General features: G+C 68.0%; 15 protein-coding genes. 9 read left to right on the top strand and 6 right to left on the bottom strand.

Going from position 1 to position 15,196, the window contains the following annotated elements; genetic code table 11:
• Positions 1-11: 11 nt before the first annotated feature.
• Entirely contained in the window at positions 12-488 is a 477-nt protein-coding gene (locus WG923_RS13275) for a hemerythrin domain-containing protein (RefSeq protein WP_340351447.1), read from the top strand.
• Between the two features lie 337 nt (positions 489-825).
• Here WG923_RS13275 and WG923_RS13270 read toward each other — a convergent pair whose 3' ends face one another.
• The 4 genes from WG923_RS13270 to msrB are packed head-to-tail and all read right to left on the bottom strand — an operon-like array spanning position 826 to position 2,899.
• Positions 826-1,605, bottom strand: a complete 780-nt coding sequence (locus WG923_RS13270; protein WP_340351446.1) for a peptidylprolyl isomerase — start codon at positions 1,603-1,605, stop codon at positions 826-828.
• A 28-nt stretch (positions 1,606-1,633) separates the two neighbouring features.
• A complete protein-coding gene (locus tag WG923_RS13265; RefSeq protein ID WP_340351445.1) occupies positions 1,634-1,915 on the bottom strand; it encodes a BolA family protein in 282 nt (93 codons plus the stop codon).
• Positions 1,912-2,472, bottom strand: coding sequence for a septation protein A (locus tag WG923_RS13260; RefSeq protein ID WP_340351444.1), 561 nt, complete (start codon positions 2,470-2,472; stop codon positions 1,912-1,914). The genes WG923_RS13265 and WG923_RS13260 overlap by 4 nt, the downstream gene beginning before the upstream one ends.
• A gap of 1 nt (position 2,473) precedes the next feature.
• Complete coding sequence (gene msrB / locus WG923_RS13255; RefSeq protein ID WP_340351443.1) at positions 2,474-2,899, bottom strand: peptide-methionine (R)-S-oxide reductase MsrB; 426 nt, start codon at positions 2,897-2,899, stop codon at positions 2,474-2,476.
• A gap of 524 nt (positions 2,900-3,423) precedes the next feature.
• Here msrB and WG923_RS13250 point away from each other — a divergent pair.
• From WG923_RS13250 to WG923_RS13215, 8 genes are all read left to right on the top strand, one after another.
• Positions 3,424-4,245, top strand: a complete 822-nt coding sequence (locus WG923_RS13250) for an Hpt domain-containing protein (RefSeq protein WP_340351442.1) — start codon at positions 3,424-3,426, stop codon at positions 4,243-4,245.
• A 29-nt stretch (positions 4,246-4,274) separates the two neighbouring features.
• Entirely contained in the window at positions 4,275-5,441 is a 1,167-nt protein-coding gene (locus WG923_RS13245) for a hybrid sensor histidine kinase/response regulator (protein ID WP_340351441.1), read from the top strand.
• A 75-nt stretch (positions 5,442-5,516) separates the two neighbouring features.
• A complete protein-coding gene (locus WG923_RS13240; protein ID WP_340351440.1) occupies positions 5,517-7,145 on the top strand; it encodes a 3-(methylthio)propionyl-CoA ligase in 1,629 nt (542 codons plus the stop codon).
• A gap of 277 nt (positions 7,146-7,422) precedes the next feature.
• Entirely contained in the window at positions 7,423-8,658 is a 1,236-nt protein-coding gene (locus tag WG923_RS13235) for a branched-chain amino acid ABC transporter substrate-binding protein (RefSeq protein WP_340351439.1), read from the top strand.
• Between the two features lie 108 nt (positions 8,659-8,766).
• Complete coding sequence (locus WG923_RS13230; protein ID WP_340351438.1) at positions 8,767-9,714, top strand: branched-chain amino acid ABC transporter permease; 948 nt, start codon at positions 8,767-8,769, stop codon at positions 9,712-9,714.
• Positions 9,715-9,805: 91 nt separating this feature from the next.
• Positions 9,806-11,104, top strand: a complete 1,299-nt coding sequence (locus WG923_RS13225; RefSeq protein WP_340351437.1) for a branched-chain amino acid ABC transporter permease — start codon at positions 9,806-9,808, stop codon at positions 11,102-11,104.
• Entirely contained in the window at positions 11,101-11,880 is a 780-nt protein-coding gene (locus WG923_RS13220; protein ID WP_340351436.1) for an ABC transporter ATP-binding protein, read from the top strand. Before WG923_RS13225 ends, WG923_RS13220 begins: the two co-directional genes overlap by 4 nt.
• Complete coding sequence (locus WG923_RS13215; protein ID WP_340351435.1) at positions 11,880-12,602, top strand: ABC transporter ATP-binding protein; 723 nt, start codon at positions 11,880-11,882, stop codon at positions 12,600-12,602. Before WG923_RS13220 ends, WG923_RS13215 begins: the two co-directional genes overlap by 1 nt.
• A gap of 24 nt (positions 12,603-12,626) precedes the next feature.
• Here the strand turns inward: WG923_RS13215 and WG923_RS13210 are convergent, their stop codons facing one another.
• A complete protein-coding gene (locus WG923_RS13210; protein ID WP_340351434.1) occupies positions 12,627-14,393 on the bottom strand; it encodes a hybrid sensor histidine kinase/response regulator in 1,767 nt (588 codons plus the stop codon).
• 28 nt (positions 14,394-14,421) lie between these two features.
• Positions 14,422-15,171, bottom strand: coding sequence for a hypothetical protein (locus WG923_RS13205; protein ID WP_340351433.1), 750 nt, complete (start codon positions 15,169-15,171; stop codon positions 14,422-14,424).
• Positions 15,172-15,196 lie beyond the last annotated feature (25 nt).

The following is a 15,196-nucleotide window of genomic DNA, read 5'->3' as shown; positions in this document are numbered from 1 at the left end:
ACCCGAATCCCATGCCTACCCTTGCCCTGAGCCACGCGTGCGAACTGCTCGATGCCGACCACATCGCGGTCAAGCACCTGTTCGTCGAATACGCCCGCCTCGCCATGGCCGCCCCCTTGGCGGTGGCGGAGCGGCAACCCATCGCGGCGCGCATCTGCGCCGAACTGACCGTGCATGCGCAGATCGAGGAGGAGATCTTCTATCCGGCGCTGCGCAAGGCGATCGATGCGCCGGAATTGCTGGATGAAGCGCAAGCGGAACACCGGCAGGCGAAGGAGCTGATCGCGAAGATCCAGGGCACCAGGCGCGCGTCCCCCGCGCTGGACGACCTGGTGAGCGAGCTGGCTCGCGCGGTGGAGCAGCACGTGAAGGAGGAGCGGGACGTCCTGTTCCCGAAAGCGAAGTCGGCGGACGGGCTGGACCTTGAGGCGCTCGGGGAGCGGTTGAGGGAGAGGCAGCAGGAACTGGAGTCTCGCGGCAAGCGCTGACGGGGAGCTCGCTGCTTCGGGACGTCGTGGCTCCGCCGTGCGGAGGCCTCAGGATCGCGTCCGCTCGAGAGGGCGCCCGGCAGGACGAGGACGGGTTGGTCCGTCCCGGCGAAATCAAGGAGGAGGCGCGGGCGCATTGCCAGACCGGGGCGCGGTTCCCATCCGCGCCGGGGGACATTCGCCGGGACGGACCAACCCGTCCTCGTCCGGATGGATGGCAGCGGAGTTACCGCAGCCCGGAACGAAAAAGCGGCCCGCAGGCCGCTTCTCTGGGCCCCCGCCTGCGCGGGGGTGACGTCCCTCCCCACCCTCCGCGGGAAGGGAACACACCGAAGTTTTATTCGACCTTCGCCGCCTTGCGCAGGCTCTCCTGGAACTGCGCCAGCTTCTGCTGCTGCAGCTGCTGCGCGATCTGCGGCTTGACTTCGTCGAACTTGGGCAGCTGGGCGTCGCGGATGTCGTCGACGCGGATCACGTGCCAGCCGAATTGCGACTTCACCGGGGCCGGCGTGGTCTCGCCCTTCTTCAGCTTGACCATGGCTTCGGCGAACTCGGGCACGTAGCTGGAGGGATTGGCCCAGTCCAGGTCGCCGCCGTTCTGGCCGGAGCCCGGGTCCTTGGACAGCTTCTTGGCCAGCTCGTCGAACTTCGCACCCTTCTTCAGGTCGGCGAGGATCTTCTTGGCCTCATCTTCCTTTTCCACCAGGATGTGGCGCGCCTTGTATTCCTTGCCGCCGTTGGCCGCGGCGAACTTGTCGTATTCGGCCTTCACCTCGGCGTCCGTCACCGGGTTCTTCTTCTGGTAATCGGCGAACAGCTCGCGGATCAGGATGGTCTGGCGGGCCAGCTCCAGCTGCGCCTTGTAGTCGTCGCCGGCGTCCAGGCCGCGCTTCTGCGCTTCCTGCATGAAGATCTCGCGCGTGATGACCTCGTCCTTCAGCTGGCCCTGCATCTCGGGGGTCACCTGGCGGCCGGCCTTGGCCAGCTGCTGCTGCAGCATGTCGACGCGTTCCTTGGGAACCGGCTTGCCGTTGACGATGGCGACGTTCTGCGCGGCGGCGGGCAGGGCGATGCCGATGGCGGCCGCGGCAAGCGCGGTCAGGATCACTTTCTTCATGGGGTATCCCTCGGGAGCGGAAACAGGGTTAGATCAGTTCGATCGCCAGCGCGTGGACGCCGCGTTCACGGTCGATATAGTCGCGCAGGGCATCATACACAAGGCGATGGCACGCGACCTTGCTCTGGCCGGCGAACAGGGGCGAGGCGATGCGCACCCGGAAATGGGTGCCGACGCCGGTGCCGTCCTGGCCCGCATGCCCCAGGTGCGCCGCGCTTTCGTCCAGCACTTCGAGGTGGCTGGTCGCCAGCCGTTCCGCCAGGCGGGCGGCGAGCGCCTCGCTGGTGATCCCGGTCCCGGCAGAATTCACGAGTCGCGCGCTCCGGCTTCGGCCTGCTTGCCGTCCTTCATGAAGCGGCTCAGGTACACCGCCTGCCCGATCACGAACAGGGCCATGAGCCCCAGGCCGCCGAACAGCTTGAAGTTGACCCAGGCGTTGGTGTCGTAGTGGTACGCCACCCACAGGTTCAGGACCCCCATCACGGCGAAGAAGGTGACCCAGCTCCAGTTCATGCCGCGCCAGGCGGCGTCCGGCAGCTCGAGCTGCGAGGACATCAGCGACTTCAGCAGGTTCTTGCGGAAGAACAGCATGCCGATCGCCAGCGCGCCGCCCATCATCCAGTACAGCACGGTGGGCTTCCACTTGATGAAGGTTTCGTCGTGGGCCAGGATGGTCGCGCCGCCGAACACCACGATGATGCCCAGGCTGAGCCACTGCATCGGTTCGACCTTCCCGTGGGAGTACTTCAGCCAGGCGATCTGGGCGACGGTGGCGGCGATGGCCACGCCCGTGGCCACGTAGATGCCGCCCAGCTTGAAGGCGACGAAGAACAGGACGATCGGGAAGAAGTCGAGGAACAGTTTCAATTCAGGCTTTCTTCTCTTCCGGCTGGAAGTCCAGCGAGGCGGAGTTCATGCAGTAGCGCAGCCCCGTCGGCGCGGGGCCGTCCGGGAACACGTGGCCGAGGTGGGCACCGCATTGTGCACACACCGTTTCGGTGCGGACCATGCCGAGGGTGGTATCCCGGATTTCCCGGATCGCCCCCGGCACGGCCTGCGAAAAGCTGGGCCAGCCGCAGCCGGCGTCGAACTTGGTGCCGGAGTCGAACAGCTTGGCGCCGCAGCAGATGCAGTGATAGCTGCCGTCGGCCCAGACCCGCTCGTACTTGCCGGTGAAGGGCCGCTCGGTGGCGGCGCGGCGGGTGACGTTGAAGGCGCCGGGCTCCGCCCCCTTGTTCGCCAGCAGGGCTTTCCACTCGGTCTCGGTCTTGCGGATCGGGAAATCGTCTTTCATGGGCAGCAGGGGATCTCCGTTGGGGCGCCCGGCCGGGCGCAAGCCGGCCCGGCGGGGGCAGGGCTTCGACCCCGGAATGGTCGCCGAGTTTCAGCAGCCGGTCGTGCGGCGGGCGCGCCTCGTACTGTAGTCGCTGGCCGCGACGACGTGCGGGTAGGGTCAACCGGCGCGTGGCGGCACCGCGGTGCGATCGTTTCCGTCGCCTGCGCGACGCTCGATCCAGGCGGCTTTGTCGCCCCGGCGCCATCGCCCGCCGCCGCTAGGGGAAAGGCTTAGCGCGGGCCGGCGGTGCCTCGTGGACAATGATTTGGACGAGCTCCTCAGGGGCCGCAGAGAGGGAGGATCAGGAGAATGAGACATTGTTCGGGGCTGCGTCCAGGCCATGCCAACGGCCCCCTGCGGGCCTCGCGTGGAATGACCTGCCGGGGCCGGCGATGAGCGCGCTCGCGCTAAAGTGGGGGCTGGAGCACTTCCTGGGGAAGCGCCGGACCCACCGTCCGCTGCGCACCGACCCCCAGCACCTCATGAAACATCCCACCGGAGCGTCCGGGAACGCGGCCGCGCCGCTGGCCGGCCGCCGCATCCTGCTCGTCGGCGACCTGGCGTCGCTGGCCACCGCGCTGCGCCACGGCGGGGCCGCCGTGCTCCAGGCGCGCGCCGACGCTGCGTTGCCCGAACAGTTGCGTGCCGCCGCCGGCGTGGATGCCGTGCTGGTGGAGCTCGACGCGCCGGATACCGATGGCCTGGCGGCTGCCCGCGCGATCCGCGCCGGCCACGCCCCGTGGGCTGCCGTCCCCCTGCTGGGGCTGGCAGCGGATCCCGATGCATTCGCCGAAGCGGCCGCGGCCGCCGGCATCAACGGCTTGCTTGCCAGGCCCGTGGAGACGACCCTGTTGTACGAGACCCTCACCCGCTTCATCACGTCCGGCGCCGCGCTCGTGCAGCGCACGTCGTCGGGCGCTCCCGTTGGCGGCACCTCCGTGGTTCCGGAACCGCTGCTGAACCTGCAGCGCCTCGACAGCTACCAGCGGCTCGGCATGCTCGACGAGCTCGTGAACGACTACCTGCCGGAAATGAGCCGGCTGCTGGCCGCCCTGCGGGAGGCCGCCGGCCGCGCGGACGTGCAGGGCAGCCTCGCGGCGCTGCACTCGCTGCTCGGCATGAGCGGCGAGGCCGGCGCCCAGGGGCTCTACCACCACGTCCGCAGGCTGTACGTCCCCCTGCTCGAACATGCGGAATGGCCGCCCCAGGCCGACTGGCTGGCCCAGCTCGCCCAGCTGGCGGCTCGCACCGAGGAAGCCCTGAAGGCATACTGTGCTCAGCAGGCGCGCTCCAGCGCCGCGTGAAAGGCGCCCCGCGCGCCCCTGAGGATCGCATGCAGGTTCCCGATTTCGCCGCCGAGGCGCCGGCGGTGCTGTTCGTCGACGACGAACCGATGTCGCGCAAGTGGTTCGCCCGCGAGTTCGGCGACGAATTCCGGGTGCAGACCGCCGGCGGCGCCGAGGAGGCCCTGAGCATCCTGCGCGAGCGCAGCCAGGAATTCGGCGTGCTGGTCACCGACTACCGCATGCCCGAACGCGATGGCATGAAGCTGCTGCGCGCGGTGCAGCGCGACTACCGCCACGTGGTCCGCCTGCTGGCCACCGCCTATGCCGAAAAGGACGTCGCGATCGCCGCGGTGAACCAGGGCAAGGTGCTGCGCATCCTGGAAAAACCGCTCGATGGCGAGGCCACCCGCGAGGCGCTGCGCGAGGCGCTGCAGCTCTATCGCACCCAGGCCCTGGAGCGGGTGGTCAACGAGGGCCGGGTGGCGGCCCTGCGCGAGGCGCTCGGCTTCCTCGCCCACGAACTGAACACGCCCCTGGCCACGGTGCGCGGCTACGTCGCCTCGGTGGTGGCGCGCCACATCCCCCCTGACGAGGGCGGCGAGCCGGGGGTCGCCCGCTTCGCGGAGGACCAGCCCGGCGAACTGGTGCGGGCGCTGGAGCGGGCCGAACGGCGGGCGCTGTACTGCCAGTCGCTCGTCTCCACCTTCGTCCAGTCCGCCCGCGACGCCTATCCGGACGCCGCGCCGCAGTCGATCAGCGCCAGCAGCCTGGTCGAGGCCCTGCTGGACGAATTCCCGTTCGAGGAGAACGAGCGCGGCACGATCACCATCGACGTGCGGCACGACTTCCGCCTGCCCGGCCGGCGCGACCTGCTGTACCTCGTGCTGTGCACGCTGACCAAGAACGCCCTGATCGCGCTGCGCGGCCGCCCCGAGCGGCACCTGTGGCTCGAGGTGGACTGCGACAGCACGGCCCCGGCCGGCCGGCGCTGCTGGATGCGGGTGCGCGACAACGGCCCCGGCATCCCGCCCGAGGTGCTGGCCAAGCTCACGCGCGAGCCGGTCACCACGCGCAGCGCCATCGGCGGCAGCGGCATGGGCCTCATGTTCTGCCAGCGCGTGATGCAGACGATCAACGGCTCGATCGACGTGCAGTCCACGGTGGGCGAGGGCGCCGCCGTCACGCTGTTCTTCCAGCCGCACACGCCCAATTAGGTCGGTCGCGCGACACTTCGGCTGTCGCGCTGCGGTTAGCATTCGGCCTCGGAAGAACCACCGAGGAGAACACGCATGCTGGGACTGATGCAGAACCAACCCCTGCTCATTTCGGGGCTGATCGTCCATGCCGAGCGCCACCACGGCGACGGCGAGATCGTGTCGCGCCGGGTCGAGGGCGACATCCACCGCTACCAGTGGCGCGACGTCGCCCGGCGCTCCCGCCAGGTGGCCCATGCGCTCGATGCGATGAACCTGCTGTTCTCCGACCGCGTGGCGACGCTGGCCTGGAACGGCTACCGCCACCTCGAGCTGTACTTCGGCGTCAGCGGCTCGGGCCGCGTGCTGCACACGCTCAACCCGCGCCTGCACCCGGAGCAGATCGCCTGGATCGCCAACCACGCGGAAGACCAGGTGCTGTGCTTCGACATGACCTTCCTGCCGATCGTGCAGGCGATCCACGCCAAGTGCCCCGGCATCAGGCAGTACGTGGCGCTGTGCGACGCCGACAAGCTGCCGGCCGCCAGCGGCATCCCCAACCTCGTGAGCTACGAGAGCTGGATCGGCGCGCAGTCCCCCGGCTACGAATGGCCGACGTTCGACGAGAACTCGGCCTCCAGCATGTGCTACACGAGCGGCACCACCGGCAATCCCAAGGCGGCCCTGTACAGCCATCGCTCGACGATCCTGCACGCGTACGCAGCCGCCTTGCCGGACGTGATGGGCCTGTCGGCGCGCGATTCGGTGCTGCCGGTCGTGCCCATGTTCCACGTCAATGCGTGGGGCATCCCGTATTCGGCGGCGCTCACCGGCTGCAAGCTGGTGTTCCCGGGCCCCGCGCTGGACGGCAAGTCGGTCTACGAACTGGTGGAGGCCGAACAGGTGACGTATGCGGCCGGCGTGCCCACCGTGTGGCAGATGCTCCTGGGACACCTGAAGCCCAACGGCCTGCGCTTCTCCTCGCTCAAGCGCACGGTGATCGGCGGCTCCGCGTGCCCGCCGGCGATGATCCATGCCTTCCGCGAGGACTACGGCGTGGAGGTGCTGCATGCCTGGGGCATGACGGAGATGAGCCCGCTGGGCACCCTGTGCACGCTGAAGAACAAGCACCTGACGATGTCGCCCGAGGAGCAGATGAAGATCCGCCTGAAGCAGGGCCGGGCCATCTACGGCATCGACATGAAGATCGTGGACGACCACGGCGAGGAACTGCCGTGGGACGGCAAGACCTTCGGCGACCTGTACGTCAAGGGGCCGTGGGTGCTGCGCGAGTACGTCAAGGGCGAGGGCGGCGACCCGCTGGTCAACGGCTGGTTCCCGACCGGCGACGTGGCGACGATCGATCCCGACGGCTACATGCAGATCACGGACCGCAGCAAGGACGTGATCAAGTCCGGCGGCGAGTGGATCAGCTCGATCGACATCGAGAACATCGCGATGGCACACCCGGCGGTGCAGATGGCCGCCTGCGTCGGCATGCGCCACCCGAAGTGGGACGAGCGGCCCATCGTGGCCGTGGTGAAGAAGCAGGGCATGGAGCTCACGCGCGAGGAACTGCTGGCGTTCTACGAAGGCAAGATCGCGAAGTGGCAGATCCCCGACGATGTCGTCTTCGTCGACAACATCCCGCTGGGCGCCACCGGCAAGATGCTCAAGACGCGCCTGCGCGAGCAACTGAAAGACTACAAGCTGCCCTCGGCCTGATGTTCCTTCTCCCTCCCCCTCCGGGGGAGGCCTCCGGGGTCCTCACGAAAAGTGCTTGCACTTTTCGTGGGGTGGAGGTGGGGGTGGGGGCACTCTGCCAGCCAAGGCACGAAGACCTGGGTTCCCGCCTGCGCGGGGACGACGTCTTCAGTCCCCCACGCGACTTCCATCGACGGATTCTGTCACCCAGGCGATATTCACCCGGGCAATCCCTGTCCCTTCCCGGCGCCTCCCGACGCTACGCTCCCGAGGTTATTGCAGACCAAAGGAGCAGGCAATGAAGTACACGCTCAAGGCGATCGCCATCACCGCCATGGCCATGGCCGCCGGCGCCGCGTTCGCGCAGAAGGGCGAGACCGTTCGGATCGCGTTCATGGATCCGCTGTCCGGCCCCTTCGCCAACGTGGGCCAGAACCAGCTCAAGAGCTGGCAGTTCGCTGCCGAAAAGCTCAACGCCAAGAATCCCGCCGGCGTCAAGTTCGAGGTCGTCGGCTTCGACAACAAGGGCTCCCCGCAGGAGAGCCTGAACACGCTCAAGGCCGCCATCGACCAGGGCTTCCACTACGTGGTGCAGGGCAACGGCTCGGGCGCGGCCACCGCCATCCTGGAAGCCGTCTCCAAGCACAACGAGCGCAACCCCGGCAAGGAAGTCGTCTACCTGAATTACGCCGCGGTGGACCCGGCGCTGACCAACGAGAAGTGCGACTACTGGCACTTCCGCCTCGACGCCGACACCTCCATGAAGATGGAGGCGCTGACCACGTTCATGAAGGACCAGCCCAAGGTCAAGAACGTGTTCCTGATCAACCAGAACTATTCGCACGGCCACCAGGTCGCCAAGTTCTTCAAGGATGCGATCGCGCGCAAGCGCCCCGACGTCAAGATCGTCGGCGAGGACCTGCACCCGATCGGCCAGGTCAAGGACTTCGCGCCCTACGTCGCCAAGATCAAGCAGTCGGGCGCCGACACCATCGTCACGGGCAACTGGGGCCAGGACCTGACGCTGCTGGTGAAGGCGCTCAACGACGCCGGCCTGAAGATCCCGATGTACACCTACTACGCCGGCGTGACCGGCACGCCCACCGCGCTGGCCGCGGGCGGCGACAGCGAGGTCTACGTGGTGGCCTACGGCCACGCCAACCACACCGGCGAGATCGGGCAGATCGCCAACGAGTTCAACAAGAAGTTCAAGGACGACTACTACACCTACGCCACCTACAACGGCATCAACCTGCTGTCGGCGGCGATGGCCAAGGCGCAGTCCACCAACCCGGTGAAGGTGGCCAAGGCGATGGAAGGGCTGTCGGTCAAGAGCTTCGCCGGGGACGTGACGATGCGCGCGTCCGACCACCAGTTGCAGCAGGCCATGTACATCACCAAGTGGCAGAAGGCCAAGAAGGGCGAGTACAGCGTCGAGAACACGGGCTACACCTTCGTGCCGATCAAGCAGATGGACCCGTACGTGTCGTCCACCCCCACGAGCTGCCAGATGAAGCGGCCGTCGGCGGGCTGACGCGCATGTGACGAACGCAGCCGGGACCGCGCGGTCCCGGCTTTTTTTTGGCTGCCGCACCCGGCAGAATGCGGCCACAAGCACAAGACCAGAAAAGAAACCGCGCGGATGGAGTTCTTCACCATATCGCTGCTGAACGGCATCAGCTACGGCCTGCTGCTGTTCATGCTCAGCTCCGGGCTCACGCTGATCTTCAGCATGATGGGCGTCCTCAATTTCGCCCATGCGAGCTTCTACATGCTCGGGGCCTACTTCGCCTACAGCGCGACGCAGTTGCTGGGCTACTTCCCGGCGCTGGTGGTGGCGCCGCTGCTGGTCGGTGTGCTCGGCGCCCTGTTCGAGAAGTACGCGCTGCGCCGCGTGCACAAGTACGGGCACGTCCCCGAGCTGCTGATCACCTTCGGCCTGTCCTTCATCATCCTGGAGATGGTGCAGCTGGTATGGGGCACGAGCTCGGCGGACTACCGCGTACCGGCCGCGCTGGCTGGCCCCCTGTTCACGCTGTACGGCACCCAGTTCCCGATGTACCGCGGCTTCATGATGCTGGTGGCCGTGCTGATGCTGGTGGCCATCTGGCTGCTGCTGACGCGCACGCGCATCGGGCTGGTCATCCAGGCGGCGCTCACGCACCCGGACACGGTGGAGGCGCTGGGCCACAACGTGCCGCGCGTGTTCATGCTGGTGTTCGGCGGCGGCGCGGCGCTGGCGGGCCTCGCGGGCGTGATCGGCGGCAATGCCTTCGTCACCGAGCCGGGCATGGCCGCGACGGTCGGCTCGGTGATCTTCGTGGTGGTGGTGGTGGGCGGCATGGGCTCGCTCGCCGGCGCCTTCGTCGCGTCGCTGCTGATCGGCATCATCCAGACCTTCGCGGTCGGCGTGGACGCCTCGCTGATGGGCGCGCTGCAGACGGTCGGCTGGACGGTCACCCCGCAGACTTTCGGCTACCCGTTGTGGAAGCTGAAGATCTCGCAGATCGCGCCCATCCTGCCCTACTTGTTCCTGGTGCTGATCCTGATCTTCCGCCCGAAGGGCCTTCTCGGAACGCGGGAGGGCTGAGAAATGGTACCCCCACGCTCCCCCACTCCGTGTGGGTCGCTGCCCCCCGAGGGGGCTTCAGCCTCCTTGAGGCGGCTCGTCGGAGGCTGACATGGCACGCCACAAGGACTATTACGAATTCAAGCCGTACAACGTCGGCCGCTGGTTGATCTGGGGCGCCTATGCGCTCGTGCTGCTGCTGGCGCCGCTGGTGTTCACCAGCAGCCTGTCGCACACCATGCTGTCGCAGATGGGCATCGCGATCATCGTGTGCCTGTCGTACAACATGATCCTGGGGCAGGGCGGCATGCTCAGTTTCGGCCATGCCGTGTATTCGGGCATGGGCTCCTTCCTCGCGATCCACACGCTCAACCTGGTCTCCAAGGGCGGCTGGCCGATCCCGGTGAGCCTGATCCCGGTGGTGGGCGGCTTCTCCGCGATGCTGTTCGCCGTGCTCTTCGGCTACGTCACGACCAAGAAGGCGGCGACGCCCTTCGCCATGATCACGCTGGGCATCGGCGAGCTGGTGTGGGCCTCGGCGCTGATGTTCCCCGAGTTCTTCGGCGGCGAGGGCGGCATCTCCAGCAACCGCGTCGCGGGCCCCAAGCCCCTGGGCATCACCTTCGGCCCGCAGATCCAGCTCTATTACCTGATCGCGCTGTACACCTTCGTGTGCACGGCGGCCATGTTCGCCTTCACGCGCACGCCGCTCGGGCGCATGCTCAACGCGGTGCGCGACAACCCCGAGCGGGTCGAGTTCGTGGGCTACGACACGCAGAAGGTGCGCTACATCGCCTTCATCCTGTCCGCGTTCTTCGCCGGCATCTCCGGCGGCCTGGCGGCGCTGAATTTCGAGATCGTGACCTCCGAGGTGGTGAGCGCGCCGCGCTCCGGCGCCTACCTGCTGTTCACTTTCCTCGGCGGCGCCACCTTCTTCTTCGGCCCGATCATCGGCGGCGTGCTGCTGGTGCTGGCCGGCGTGCTGCTGTCGGAGCTCACCAAGGCCTGGCTGCTGTACCTGGGCCTCGTGTTCCTCTTCATGGTGATGTACGCCCCGGGCGGCATCGCCAGCCTGATCATGATGAACGTGCGGGTGGCGGCGTTCGGGCGCCTGAAGGAGCTGTGGGTCAGCTACCTCGCGCTGGCGTTCACGGCGCTGGTGGCGCTGTTCGGCGCCGCCGCGATGATCGAGATGGTGTACCACCTGCAGCTCAATGCGGCGCTGGGGCCGAAGCTGCAGTTCATGGGCGCCACCCTCGATGCCCGGGGGCCCGACAGCTGGTTCGGCGCCCTGTTCGTGATGCTCACCGGCGTGGCCCTGTTCGAGGTGGCGCGCCGGCACTACGTGCGGCAATGGGGCGAGATCCAGGAGTTCATCGAAAAAGAGATGAAGCGCAGGGAGGCCCTATGAGCGATACGACCCCGGTGGCCCTGGAGCTCAAGGACGTCCGCAAGAGCTTCGGCCGCACCGAGATCATCCGCGGCTGCAGCCTGCAGGTGCAGCAGGGCGAACGGGTGGCGGTGATCGGCCCCAACGGCGCCGGCAAGTCCACGCTGTTCAACCTGGTCAGCGGCCGGTTCGCGCCCACCAGCGGCGAGGTGCTGCTGCATGGCCACCGCATCGACGGCAGGAAGCCCTTCGAGATCAACCGGCTGGGCCTCTCGCGCAGCTTCCAGATCACCAACATCTTCCCCAAGCTGTCGGTGTTCGAGAACCTGCGCTGCGGCGTGCTCTGGAGCCTGGGCTACAAGTACACCTTCCTCAAGTTCCTGGCCGACCTCGACGACGCGAACGAGCGCGCCGAGGAGCTGCTGGAGATGATCCACCTGCACAAGAAGCGCGACGTGCTGGCGATCAACCTCACGTACGCCGAGCAGCGCGCGCTGGAGGTGGGCATCACGATCGCCGGCGGCGCCAGCGTGATCCTGCTGGACGAGCCCACCGCGGGCATGAGCCGCGCCGAGACCAAGCGCTTCATCGACCTGATCCGCGCCGTGACGACCGGCAAGACGCTGCTGACCGTGGAGCACGACATGGGAGTGGTGTTCGGCCTGGCGGACAAGATCGCGGTGGTCGTCTACGGCGAGATCATCGCCTTCGACACGCCGGAGAACGTGCGCGCGAACCAGCGCGTGCAGGAGGCCTACCTGGGCTCCGTCATCGCCACGCAGCAGGAAGCCCGCTGATGCTCTCCATCCACAACCTGCACGCCTTCTACGGCAAGAGCCACGTGCTGCACGGCGTCCACTTCGAGGTGGGCGAGGGCGAGATCGTCGCGCTGCTCGGTCGCAACGGTTCGGGCCGCTCCACGACCGCGAAGGCGATCATGGGCATGGTGGAAAGCACCGGCGACGTGGTCTGGAAGGGCCAGCACATCGTCGGCCGCAAGCCCTACGAGATCGCCCACCTCGGCATCGGCTACGTGCCGGAGAACCGCGACATCTTCCCCAAGCTCACGGTGCACCAGAACCTCATGCTCGGCCAGAAGGGAGCGCGCGCCAGGAAACAGGAGGCGAGCGCAGGCGCCCGCGGCCGCTGGGGCTTCGACGACATGTACGGCATGTTCCCGCGCCTGAAGGAGCGCCAGCACACCGAGGCCGGCGTGCTCTCCGGCGGCGAGCAGCAGATGCTCACGCTGTGCCGCACGCTCATGGGCGACCCGGAACTGATCATCATCGACGAGCCCACCGAGGGCCTGGCGCCCAAGATCGTCGAACTCGTGGCCGGCTACCTGAAGACGCTCAAGTCGCGCGGCGTCTCGGTGCTGCTGATCGAGCAGAAGCTCACCATCGCGCTGTCGATCTCCGACCGCGCGCTGGTGATGGGCCACGGCAGCATCGTGTTCCAGGGCACGCCGGAAACCCTGCGCCACGACGCCTACGTGCGCAAGGAGTGGCTGGAGGTCTGAAGACCCCAGCCGGGGCCCCTGTCCTCAGCGCGAGGCGGTGGTTTCCGGCTGGGGGTCGTCGCGGAAGGGCGTCGGGGGCGTGTCCAGGTTCAGCACGCGGGCCAGTTCCGAACTGAGGATCTCCGGCTGGATCGGCTTGGTCAGGTAGCCGTTCATGCCGACCGCGAGCGCGCCTTCGCGCCACGCGGGCAGGTCGTTGGCGCTGAGCGCCAGCACCGGGATGGAATTGGCCGGCGCCGGCCGCTCCCGCAGGGCGCGCGTCGCCTCGATGCCGCTGATGCCCGGCATCTCCATGTCCATCAGGATCGCCGCCGGACGGGCGCCGTCGTCGATGATCTTCAGCGCTTCCTGGCCATGGCGGGCCTCCACCACGCGCAGGTCCAGCTCGCGCAGGCGCGCCTTCACGATGGCGCGGTTGAACGCGCTGTCGTCCACCACCAGGATGGTGCGGCCACCGAAGCTCACGTGCGGCGCTGCGGGCAGGGCGAGCGGCGCCGGCAGCGGCGCGGGCTCGATGCCCTCGGGCGCGGGCGGGAAGCTCAGGGTGAATTCCGTGTAGCGGCCGAGTTCCGAATCGCACCGGATGTCCCCGCCGAAGGCCCGCATCGCGCGGCGGCAGAAGGCCAGGCCGAGGCCCGTGCCCTCGCTCTTGCCGAACGAGTGGAATTCCTCGAACAGTTCCGGCAGGCGCTCCGCCGCGATGCCGGGGCCGGTGTCGCGCACGACGATGCGGTGCACCGGTGCGGCCTCGACCGAGACGGTGATGCTCGCCTCCGGGTGCAGCGGCAGGTAGTACAGCGCGTTCTTCAGCAGGTTGAAGAGGACCAGCACGCAGGCCGTCTCCTCGCCGCGGAAGATGAAGTCGCCGGCGACCTGCACCTCGACGCGGGAGCGCTGCTCCTGGCTTTCGTACGCGTACTCCTGCACCGCCTTGTGCACGCACATGGCCGCCGACAGCAGGGTGAAGCTGCTGCTGTCCAGCGCCTTGCCGTTGACCTGCTGCAGCGTCAGCGTGATGGCCTGCAGCCCGCGGTGGGCGGCGTTGGTGCCCTGCGCCAGCTCGCGCGCGATGGCATCGAGCTGGTGCAGCGGCACCGCCACGACATCGCCCTTGCCGCGCGGCAGCAGGGACTGCGCGGTGCGCATGGCATGCTGGACCTGGGCGAGCGGATTGCGCACCTCGTGGGCGATGGAGCCCGCGAGGCCCGAATACAGGCGACGCAGGCGTTCCAGCTCGGCGCGCCGCTCCACGTACTTGGAGATGCTGCCGCCGGCGACGACCACCAGGCACAGCGGCACCCACCAGTAGAGGAATTCCAGCGGGAAATCGGCGGCCGGCTTGGTGGCCAGGAAATACGCCGAAGCGGCAACGTAGCCGCCCACGATCATGATCAGGGTGTTGCGCCAGTCCGTCAGCAGGATGACCAGCATCGCGCCGAGCATCATGTTGACCACGGTGTTGGGCGCGCCGCGGTTCTCCAGCAGCGACAGCGGCATGAAGAACGCGAGGCAGTAGAAGACCGTGGCGTAGGAGTAGGGCAGGTAGAAGCGGGCGACCGGTGCGGGCCACCAGCGGCGCAGGGCCAGCAGCACGCAGCCGATGATGGCCGGGATGCGGAACCAGACGTCGTCCCAGCGCGGCGGCAGCTTGCCGGTCAGGCGCACCAGGTACAGCGCCGAGAACGCCACCACGCCCACCACCCCGATCCAGTCCAGCAGGGTCGAGTTGGTCTCATGGTGGAAGCGGTACGAACGCGAGAGCCCGCGGGTGAAGCGTTTGAAGGCGTCCATGCGTTATCCCTCCTTTCCGGCACTGCTTTCAGGCGGCGGCAGCCGGCGCGATGGCCGGCTCCCGGCGGGCGAAGCCCCCCTGCAGGTGGGGCGCCTGGATCGCGTGGGGCTGCCAGGCCCGGGGCTCCTCCAGCGGGACCGGCAGGTGCAGGGCGGCGGCGACATCGGCCACGCGGCCGTGCACCAGGGCATAGCGCCCGCCGCTCTCGCCGGTGGCGGTGAGGACGGTGCGCATGCCGACGCGGCGCCACAGCCGGGCCATGGCCAGGGTGGTCGTCGCGTGGAAGTGGCGCACGTCCTCGAGCTGCATCAGCTCCTCGAGCGTGACGCTCAGGCATTCCAGCAGCAGGTCGGGATGGCGGTCCTCGGGTTCCATGATCACGCGCCCGACCTCCCAGCTGCCTTCGCCGAGGATCGAAGCGTCGAACGAGGTCTTCTGCAGCAGCCGCTCGGCCCCGGTGAGGCCGTGGCCGGTGGGCACGAAGCGCAGCGTGGCGAGCGGCCGTTGCTCGCGGTAGACCGCCGTGACGATGCCGATCTCGTCGCGGGTCTGCTCGAAGGGCTTGAGGCCCAGGCCGAGGTCCTGCTCGACACGGAAGGCGGCGTGACGGCGCAGCCCGGCAATGTCCTCGCGTTCGCGCGCCGTCCTGAGCACGCGCAGGCGCAACCCCGGCACGTAGCCCGCCTGCTCCGGATTCAGCGCCGCGAGCGGCAGCAACAGCGGCTCGTCCAGCCAGTCGGCGTGACGCGCCGACGGAAAGTTGCTCATCGTGCTCATTCTTCTGTTTCCTCCTTGATATTGC

Source organism: Ramlibacter sp. AN1133 (assembly GCF_037890035.1).
Taxonomy (GTDB): Bacteria; Pseudomonadota; Gammaproteobacteria; order Burkholderiales; family Burkholderiaceae_C; genus Ramlibacter.
This window is presented reverse-complemented; position numbering and strand designations above follow the sequence as displayed.